At 61.9% G+C, this 9,032-nt stretch carries 8 protein-coding genes; 7 read left to right on the forward strand and 1 reads right to left on the reverse strand.

The annotated features are described in order from the left end of the window. Positions 1–50: 50 nt before the first annotated feature. From pstS to pstB, 4 genes are all read left to right on the forward strand, one after another. Entirely contained in the window at positions 51–1,091 is a 1,041-nt protein-coding gene (gene pstS, locus BGI27_RS09480) for a phosphate ABC transporter substrate-binding protein PstS (RefSeq protein ID WP_095524630.1), read from the forward strand. Positions 1,092–1,122: 31 nt separating this feature from the next. Beyond that, positions 1,123–2,118, forward strand: a complete 996-nt coding sequence (pstC, locus tag BGI27_RS09485; protein ID WP_223871720.1) for a phosphate ABC transporter permease subunit PstC — start codon at positions 1,123–1,125, stop codon at positions 2,116–2,118. 12 nt (positions 2,119–2,130) lie between these two features. Further along, complete coding sequence (pstA, locus tag BGI27_RS09490) at positions 2,131–2,967, forward strand: phosphate ABC transporter permease PstA (RefSeq protein ID WP_095524632.1); 837 nt, start codon at positions 2,131–2,133, stop codon at positions 2,965–2,967. 129 nt (positions 2,968–3,096) lie between these two features. Continuing rightward, on the forward strand, positions 3,097–3,864 hold the full coding sequence (gene pstB, locus BGI27_RS09495) for a phosphate ABC transporter ATP-binding protein PstB (RefSeq protein WP_095524633.1): 768 nt from the start codon (positions 3,097–3,099) through the stop codon (positions 3,862–3,864). Positions 3,865–4,079: 215 nt separating this feature from the next. Here pstB and BGI27_RS09500 read toward each other — a convergent pair whose 3' ends face one another. Next, positions 4,080–5,324: a nitronate monooxygenase gene (locus BGI27_RS09500; protein ID WP_095524634.1), complete on the reverse strand. Its 1,245-nt coding sequence runs from the start codon at positions 5,322–5,324 to the stop codon at positions 4,080–4,082. Between the two features lie 496 nt (positions 5,325–5,820). Between BGI27_RS09500 and purB the strand changes: the two genes are divergently transcribed. From purB to BGI27_RS09515, 3 genes are all read left to right on the forward strand, one after another. Next, a complete protein-coding gene (gene purB / locus BGI27_RS09505) occupies positions 5,821–7,194 on the forward strand; it encodes an adenylosuccinate lyase (protein WP_095524635.1) in 1,374 nt (457 codons plus the stop codon). 32 nt (positions 7,195–7,226) lie between these two features. Then, the gene (gene murI, locus BGI27_RS09510; protein WP_095524636.1) at positions 7,227–8,051 is read left to right on the forward strand and encodes a glutamate racemase; all 825 of its coding nucleotides are present in this window, start codon (positions 7,227–7,229) and stop codon (positions 8,049–8,051) included. Between the two features lie 72 nt (positions 8,052–8,123). Further along, positions 8,124–8,984 (forward strand): HDOD domain-containing protein, encoded by an 861-nt coding sequence (locus tag BGI27_RS09515; protein WP_170942991.1) that lies wholly within the window; start codon positions 8,124–8,126, stop codon positions 8,982–8,984. The last annotated feature ends 48 nt before the right edge of the window (positions 8,985–9,032 follow it).

Below are 9,032 nucleotides of genomic sequence, written 5' to 3' on the forward strand. Positions count from 1 at the left end.
CGCGCAATACATTGGCGGCTCCCGATCCACGATCTTCCGAAAGGTTCGCAATGAGCAAGTTCGCACTGTTTTCCGGGCTGTTTGGCGTGATGCTGGCGGTTTCCCCCGTGTCGCACGCCGCTTCGGTCACGGGCGCTGGCGCATCCTTCCCCGCTCCGGTGTATTCGAAGTGGGCCGATGCCTATCAGAAGGCCACCGGCAATCGCGTGAATTACCAGTCGATCGGTTCCGGTGCCGGTATCCGCCAGATCACGGCCAAGACCGTCGATTTCGGCGCTTCCGATGCCCCGTTGAAGCCCGAAGAACTGGAAAAGGCCGGTTTCGTGCAATTCCCGACCGTGGTCGGCGGTGTGGTCGCCGTGGTCAATCTGCCGGGCGTGAAGCCGGGTGAACTGAAGCTGACTGGCGCGCTGCTGGCTGATATCTACCTGGGCAAGATCACCAAGTGGAACGACAAGGCTGTTGCCGAGCTGAACCCCGGCGTGAAGCTGCCGGATCAGGACATCGCCGTGGTGCGCCGTGCTGACGGTTCGGGCACTTCCTTCGTCTTTACCAACTACCTGTCGAAGGTTTCCGAAGAGTGGAAGACCAAGGTTGGTGAAGGTACGGCACCGCAATGGCCAGTGGGTCTGGGTGGCAAGGGCAATGAAGGCGTTTCCGCCTTCGTGCAACGCATCTCGGCTTCGATCGGTTACGTCGAATTCGCCTACGCCAAGCAGAACAAGCTGGCCTGGACGCAGCTGCAGAACAAGGAAAAGGCTTTCGTGCAGCCGGTTGACTCAGCCTTCGCCGCCGCAGCCGCCAGCGCCAACTGGAGCAACGGCTTCTACGAAATCCTGACTGATGAGCCGGGTGCCAAGTCCTGGCCGATCACCAGCGCCACTTTCATCATGATGCACAAGACCCAGGACAAGCCCGAGCAAGGCACCGAAGTGCTGAAGTTCTTCGAATGGGCCTTCAAGAACGGTGCCCAGATGGCTTCCGATCTGGACTACGTGCCGCTGCCCGAGGCCACCATCAAGGAAATCCACAGCAAGGCGTGGGGTCAGATCAAGGACGCTTCCGGCAAGCCGGTTTCGCCCGTCAAGTAATAAAGAGTGATCAATGGACGCTTCGCTTGCCGTGAGCAAAGATGATGCGCAAACCGGGGGCCAGTGGCCCCCGGTTGTCGAGGGTTCCGGGGAGGCCACGCGCAAGCGTGTCTCCAGCTGGCAGGATGCCGGCTTCGCCTGGCTGGTAAGGCTGGTCGCGGTCTTCGTGCTGGTCGCGATGAGCGGCATCGTGATCGCACTGGTGTATGACGCCTGGCCGGTGCTGAACGCCTTCGGTTTGGACTTCCTCATCAGTTCCGAGTGGAATCCGCCGATGGACCGCTACGGCGCCCTGGTACTGATCTACGGCACCCTGGTGACTTCGGCCATTGCCCTTTTCATCGCCGTGCCGGTGAGTTTCGGCATCGCGATTTTCCTCACCGAGTTGTCTCCCGCCTGGTTGCGTCGTCCGCTGGGCACCGCCATCGAGTTGCTGGCAGCCATTCCCAGCATCGTTTATGGCATGTGGGGCCTGCTGGTGTTTGCACCGGTGTTCGCCACCCATGTGCAGCCGCTGCTGGCTTCCACCCTGGGCAAGATTCCTTTCCTGGGGGTGCTGTTTTCCGGCCCGCCGCTGGGTATCGGTCTGCTGACTGCCGGCATCGTGCTGGCGATCATGATCATCCCCTTCATCGCTTCGGTGATGCGTGACGTGTTCGAGATCACGCCGCCGATGATCCGCGAATCTGCCTATGGTCTGGGCTGCACCACCTGGGAGGTGGTCTGGCGCATCGTGCTGCCGTATTCGAAGACCGGCGTGGTAGGCGGTGTGATGCTGGGATTGGGGCGCGCGCTGGGAGAAACTATGGCCGTCACCTTCGTGATCGGCAACACCAGTTTCCTCACTTCGCCGTCGTTGTTCATGCCGGGCAACAGTGCCACCTCGGCGATCGCCAATGAGTTTGCCGAAGCCGCCCCCGGCCTGCACACCTCTGCCCTGATCGGACTGGCACTGATGCTGTTCTTGATCACGCTGGTGGTGCTGATGATCTCCCGCTTCATGCTTTCGCGCATGAAGAAACACTGATCGAGAGGGATCATGACCCTGATTCAGAGAAGAAAACTGACCAACCTGATGGCGCTCGGCCTGTCCTTGCTGGCCATGGGCTTCGGGCTGTTCTGGCTCGGCTGGATCCTGCTCACGGTGTTGCAGCAGGGGCTGGCTGGCCTGTCCATCAATCTCTTCACGCAGATGACACCGCCGCCGGGTGCTGCCGATGGCGGCCTGCTCAACGCGCTGGTGGGCAGCGTGCTGATGGTGAGCCTGGCCACGATGGTGGGCACGCCGATCGGTATCCTGGCGGGTATCTATCTGGCCGAATACGGCCAGAAGAGCTGGCTGGGAAGCGCCACGCGCTATGTGAACGATCTGCTGCTCTCCGCGCCGTCGATCGTGATCGGCCTTTTCGTGTGGACGCTGGTGGTTTCGCGCATGCAGACCTATTCGGGCTGGGCGGGCATCGCCGCGCTGAGTCTGATCGTGGTGCCCGTGGTGGTTCGCACGACGGAAAACATGCTGCTACTGGTGCCCGATTCGCTGCGTGAGGCGGCCTTCGCGCTGGGGGCGCCGAAATACAAGGTGACCACCAGTGTGGTGCTGCGCGCGGCCCGCTCGGGCGTGATCACCGGCATCCTGCTCGCCGTGGCGCGTATCGGTGGCGAGACCGCACCGTTGCTCTTCACCTCGCTGTCCAGCCAGTTCTGGAGCATGGACCTGGGGCAGCCGATCGCCAGCCTGCCGGTGATGATCTCGCAATTTGCGATGAGTCCCTTCCCCGAGTGGCAACAGATTGCCTGGGCAGGCGTGCTGATCACCACACTGGGGGTGTTGATGCTCAACATCCTGGCGCGGACCTATTTTCGCCAGAAGAACTGAGGAGCTGCTCATGATCTACTGCGAGGCCGTGATCGGGGCTCATGCGCTGCTCTTCGTCCCGCTGACGGCCTCTCGCTACAGATCCTGAACAGCTCCTATAACGAACAGACTGCGCAAGGTAATCAATCCATGTCCGACTCCAAAGACGTCCACATCGAATTCCGCGATTTCAACTTCTACTACGGCCGTTCGCGCGCCCTGCACAACATCAATCTGCCGATCGCCCGGCGCAAGGTCACGGCCTTCATCGGGCCCTCCGGCTGCGGTAAATCCACATTACTGCGCTCGATCAACCGCATGTTCGATCTCTATCCGGAGCAGCGCGCCGAAGGGCGGCTGCTTGTCGATGGCGTGAATGTGCTGGATCCGGGCACGGACCCCACTACACTGCGCGCCCGTGTCGGCATGGTGTTCCAGAAGCCCACGCCGTTCCCGATGTCGATCTACGAGAACATCGCCTTCGGTGTGCGCTTGCACGAGAGCCTGACGCGTGCCGAGATGGACGAGCGCGTGGAATGGGCGCTGAACAAGGCTGCGCTGTGGGATGAGGTGAAGGATAAGTTGCATGCTTCCGGCAGCAGCCTGTCTGGCGGCCAGCAGCAGCGCCTGTGCATTGCGCGTGGCGTGGCGGTGAAGCCCGAGGTGCTGTTGCTCGACGAGCCGACTTCCGCGCTGGACCCGATCTCGACGATGCGCATCGAGGAACTGATCGATGAGCTGAAGAACGAGTTCACCATCGTCATCGTGACCCACAACATGCAGCAGGCTGCCCGCATCTCGGACAACACCGCGTACATGTACTTGGGCGAACTGGTCGAGTACGGCATCACCGACCAGATCTTCATCAAACCGCAGAAAAAGGCGACCGAGGATTACATCACCGGACGTTTCGGCTGATTGCCGTCATTCCGGCGAAGGCCGAAATCCGGCGTTCCGGGCATCCTCCCTGGATCCCGGCCTTTGCCGGGATGATGCCAATAGCGGGGTTTGATGTTTAACTTGATGGTGTCGGGATAAGGGGGCTTGGGGGCACATCCCGCTCCATGGACCTGACAGCAAAAAGCCGCCGGATCAGATCCGGCGGCTTTTCTTTTTTCCGTAGCCTGAGCCGATCAGGCCGGCAGCGCGATCTGGCCGCCGGTGCTGAACTGATAATCCTTGAACACGTGCTCGGTGGTCAGCTGGCGATAGCTGCCGTCCTCGTTCTTCGTCGTGGTGTCCTTGAGGCGGTACACGTAGTGGCCGCAAGTCCAGCAGTCGAAGTTGCGCATGTGGGTGCACAGGCAGGTCTTTTCATATACCGAGACCTTCCTGGAGCCAGGGTTGGCCTCCAGTGCGCGGTTGTAGGCATCGATGTAGGCGCAGCGGCCGTTGGCATCCAGCAGGTAGCCATAGGCCTCGCAGTTCGGACGCGTACCTGCGCCGATCGAGGGGCTGTGCTTGAGCATGCGCATCGGATAGCCGGTGGGCGAGGTCTCGTTGACTTCCACGTCTTCCTCGCTGGCCTTGAAGTATTCCTGCTTGACCGTATCAGGCAGGCCGCATTCCTCGGTGACCGTGAAACGTGTGGCAACCTGCACGCCGGCCGCGCCCATTTCCATATAACGCACGGCGTCCGAGCCGGTGAAGATGCCGCCGGCGGGAATCACCGGGATGTTCAGTTTCTGTTCGCGCAGCCAGGCGAGCACTTCCTGCACGATGGTGGAGAGCTCGTACTTGGCCCAGTCCAGCCCGAAGCCAAGGTGACCACCGGCCAGCGGGCCTTCGACCACGACATAGTCAGGCAGGCGGTTGGTACGCATGTTCTTGCGGATGAAGAGTTGCAATGCGCGTGCAGAGGACACGATGATGCCCAGCTTGGCATGGCGGAAGCGCGGATGGTCTTCGATCAGCGAGAAGCTGTTCAGGTGAAGGCCGGCCGCCAGCGTGATGCCGTCGATGCCTGCGTCCAGCGCAGAGCGCAGGCGCACGGCCAGCGTTTCCTTGGGCGCATTCATTGTCAGCTTTTCCATGCAGTTGATGAAGACCATGCCGGCGCCGCGCACGGCTTCCATGGTCTTGCCAACGTGCAGCCGGGTGGCTTCGGCCAGTTCGGCCAGGCGGAAGTGGACGGCGGATTTGTCCATGTTCGCCACGTTGAACTTGTAGCGCTGCAGTTTTTCCTTCACGAAGGTGGTGTTGAATTTCGTGTCGGAGACCGCCTTGATCATCGCATCGGAGATATGACCGATGCCACCCAGGCGCGCAGCTTCGAGCGCCAGGCGGGAGGTCGAGATGTCGACGCCCATGCCGCCGATCATGATGGGCACCAGTTCGCGCTGGCCGAACATGAGGCGGAAATCGTCGAGTTTGCTCATTGGGGGGAAGATCCTGGGAGAGTTTGTCAGAAGCAGTTCGTGATCTGGTACTGCGATGCTGTGATCGGGGCGCATGCGCCCTCGGTTGCCTACGGCTGGTTTCGCACAGCCCGCCGACAGTAGCGGCGCGCAGCTTGCTGCGCGAAACTCCGCCTGTGCCATCGTGTATCCAAGTACACACCGGCTCCTGCGCTGCGCTTCACTCCGCTGACAGCCTCTCGCTACAGATCGTGAACAACTTTTCGGTGCGGATCACGGACTGCGGGCAGAGAATGAACAGCTAGGACAAACAAGTCTGCATCAAGGTTTAAACTGCCCGATTGTACCGGTGTGGCGGGGCTCAGTGTATATATTTCCCATGCGTGCCCGTGTGTAACCGTCATGCGGCGTGCTGACGCGGTCGGGCGCGCGGGCAGGCCGGCCGGGCGGGTATAATCCCGCCCTCGCCACGGGCGTTGCCTGTCGTCCAGTCCGCTTTGCTCCTACCGGAATCGTCATGTCTTCCCAGCTCAATACCCTGCTTGCCCTGTCACCGCTCGATGGCCGTTATGCCGCCAAGCTCGATCCGCTGCGCCCGCATTTTTCCGAATACGGTCTGATCCGTAACCGTGTGCGGGTGGAGATCGAGTGGCTCAAGGCACTGGCCGCCAACCCGGCGGTGCCGGAGGTTGCGCCGTTCTCGGCGGTGACGCTAGCCGAGCTGGATGCCGTGGCAGCCGGGTTCTCGGAGACCGATGGAGAGGCGATCAAGGCCATCGAGGCGCGCACCAATCACGATGTGAAGGCCATGGAATACTGGCTGCGCGACCGTTTTGCGAACAATGCCGAGGTCAGCCACGCGGCCGAGTTCATCCACTTCGCCTGTACCTCGGAAGACATCAACAACACCTCGCACGCGCTGATGCTCAAGGAGTCGCGCGACGCGGCCTATCTGCCGGTGTTCGACCGCGTGGTCGCGCGCTTCGTCGAACTGGCCCATCTGCTCGCCGACCTGCCGATGCTTTCGCGCACCCATGGCCAGCCGGCCAGCCCGACCACGCTGGGCAAGGAGATGGCCAATATTGCCTATCGCCTGAAGCGCGCCCGCAAGGCCATCGCGGCCGTCGAAATGACCGCCAAGTTCAATGGCGCCGTCGGCAACTACAACGCCCACCTGTCGGCTTACCCGGAGATCGACTGGGCCGCCCACAACCAGGCTTTCATCGAGTCGCTGGGTCTGGTGTTCAACCCCTACACCATCCAGATCGAGCCGCATGATTCGATGGCCGAGCTGTTCGACGCCATCGCCCGCGCCAACACCATGCTGATCGACGCCTGCCGTGATATCTGGATGTACATCTCGCTGGGTTTCTTCAAGCAGAAGCTGAAGGAAGGTGAAGTCGGCTCTTCGACCATGCCGCACAAGGTCAACCCGATCGACTTCGAGAACGCTGAAGGCAATTTTGGGGTGTCGAATGCCGTGTTGCGCCACTTCTCCGAAAAACTGCCGATTTCGCGTATGCAGCGCGACCTGACCGATTCCACGGTGCTGCGCAATATGGGTGTTGCCATCGGTCACAGTCTGCTGGGCCTGGAATCCTGCCTGCGTGGCCTGGGCAAGCTCGAAGCCAATCCGGGCGCGCTGGCGGGCGACATCGACGAGGCCTGGGAGGTTCTGGCCGAACCGATCCAGACCGTGATGCGCCGCTACGGCTTCGACAATCCCTACGATCAGCTCAAGAAGATGACGCGTGGTGCCGGCATCAGCAAGGAAGCGCTGCAGGAATTCGTCGCCTCGCTCGACATTCCGGCTGCCGACAAGGCCCGCCTGCTGGCGATGACGCCAGCGAGCTACATCGGCGCTGCTGCGGAGCTGGCGCGCAAGATCTGAACGGATAAAGGCGGATCGGCGGGGATTTCCGCATGAGCGATTCCAGACCTGTTGGTGTGTTCGATTCCGGCGTGGGCGGCTTGTCCGTGCTGCGGGAGATCCGGGCCTTGCTGCCGGGCGAGAATCTGCTCTATTGCGCGGATTCCGGGCATGCACCCTACGGTGAAAAGCCGCAGGCACTGATCGAGGCGCGTTCGCTGGAAATCTGTGATTTCCTGCTCGACCAGGGCGCCAAGGCGCTGGTGATCGCCTGCAACACAGCCACCGCCGCCGCGGCCAATGCCATCCGGGCACGCTGGCCGTGGTTGCCGGTGATCGGCGTGGAGCCCGCCGTGAAGCCTGCTACGGCTGCGACGCACAAAGGCGTGGTCGGCGTGCTGGCGACTACGGGCACGCTGGAGAGCGCGCGCTTTGCTGCTCTGCTGGATCGCTTCGGTCACGGGGTACAGGTGATCACGCAGCCGGGCACCGGGCTGGTGGATCTGATCGAGCAGGGAGAGTTTGACGGACCGCGCCTGCGCGGGCTGCTGACGCAGCATCTTGCGCCCATGCGCGAGGCTGGCGCCGATACCGTGGTGCTGGGCTGCACGCATTACATCTTTCTGCGCCCGCTGATCGCCGAGCTGCTGGGGCCGGCAGTCGCCCTCATCGATACCGGCGCGGCCGTGGCGCGACAATTGCAGCGCCAGCTTGAAGCGGCCGACCTGACCGCAGCGGTGGAGCAGGGGGGCGAACGTTTCTTCTGCAGTGGTGACGTTGGCCGCGTGGCTGCTGCCATCCGTGTGCTGTGGGGGCCTGCGGCAGCGCCTGAACCCTTGCCGCCCTCGTGTTGTTTTGCGACCTCGAAACAGCCATGACAGACCTGGCCCGTGAACTGCGGAATGCCGTGCGAGGCTTCAGTTTCCCGTGTCACTGACGATATGGTCCAGATGAAATCGAAACCCTTGCAGACACTCGCCGACGTCGACGCCGAGGTTGCCGCGCTGGCTTCCTCGGGGATCCGCATTCCCCCTCAGCCACGTATCGTGATGGAGATCGTGGAGATGTTGCAGGCCGGACAGCTCGACATGAGCAAGATGGCCGACGTGATCGCCCAGGATGCCGGGCTGACGGCCATGCTCTACAAGACCACACGTTCGGTGGCCTATGCCCGCCGGCGCCCGCCGCAGTCGCTGGAACAGATTCTGGTACTGCTGGGGCTGCGCCAGACCGCACTGCTGGTGCAGTCCTACGGCGTCACCGTAGCGCTCTCAGGCAACAATCCGTTACTTGAGCAGTTCTGGGCACGTTCGCTGGATATCGCGCAGCTGGCTTCGGTGATCGCTCATGAGCGGGTTTCCGTCTGCAACGTGTTTCCCGAGCAGGCGTACATGGTCGGTATCTTCCATGATTGTGGCGTGCCGGTGCTGATGCAGCGCTTTCCCGACTACTGCCACGCCACTGGCGTGGATGGGCGTGCGCGCAAGTGGGCCGACGTGCGCGAGGAAGACCGCGCTTTCAACGTCGACCATTGCTCTATCGGCTATCTGCTGGCGCGCCACTGGCGCCTGCCGGATTTCGTTGCCGGCACCATCCTCAATCACCATGAATTCGCCTACATCAGCCATGCGGCACGCACCATGGTGGCCATCCTGCAGCTGGCCATACAGTTGCATTCGGAAGACCAGGGGCTGCCCAATCCGGATTGGCACAAGGCACGCGAACTGGTGCTCGACGAACTGGGCGTACACCCCGACGATCTGGACGAATTCTGCGATACCGTGACCGATCGTCGTCGTGAACTGGACTGAGCAACCGTCTTGGCCGTCAAGCGCTATGCATAGTCGAATCCCACATCG

Origin of the sequence: Candidatus Dactylopiibacterium carminicum, from assembly GCF_014736495.1 — a bacterium.
Lineage (GTDB): Bacteria > Pseudomonadota > Gammaproteobacteria > Burkholderiales > Rhodocyclaceae > Uliginosibacterium > Uliginosibacterium carminicum.

What these genes read in the sequence shown, in the direction of transcription:
- BGI27_RS09515 (WP_170942991.1), top strand. Translation starts at nt 8,124, where the DNA reads ATGAAATCGAAACCCTTGCAGACACTCGCCGACGTCGACGCCGAGGTT.
- murI (WP_095524636.1), top strand. Translation starts at nt 7,227, where the DNA reads ATGAGCGATTCCAGACCTGTTGGTGTGTTCGATTCCGGCGTGGGCGGC.
- purB (WP_095524635.1), top strand. Translation starts at nt 5,821, where the DNA reads ATGTCTTCCCAGCTCAATACCCTGCTTGCCCTGTCACCGCTCGATGGC.
- pstB (WP_095524633.1), top strand. Translation starts at nt 3,097, where the DNA reads ATGTCCGACTCCAAAGACGTCCACATCGAATTCCGCGATTTCAACTTC.
- BGI27_RS09500 (WP_095524634.1), bottom strand. Translation starts at nt 5,324, where the DNA reads ATGAGCAAACTCGACGATTTCCGCCTCATGTTCGGCCAGCGCGAACTG.
- pstS (WP_095524630.1), top strand. Translation starts at nt 51, where the DNA reads ATGAGCAAGTTCGCACTGTTTTCCGGGCTGTTTGGCGTGATGCTGGCG.
- pstA (WP_095524632.1), top strand. Translation starts at nt 2,131, where the DNA reads ATGACCCTGATTCAGAGAAGAAAACTGACCAACCTGATGGCGCTCGGC.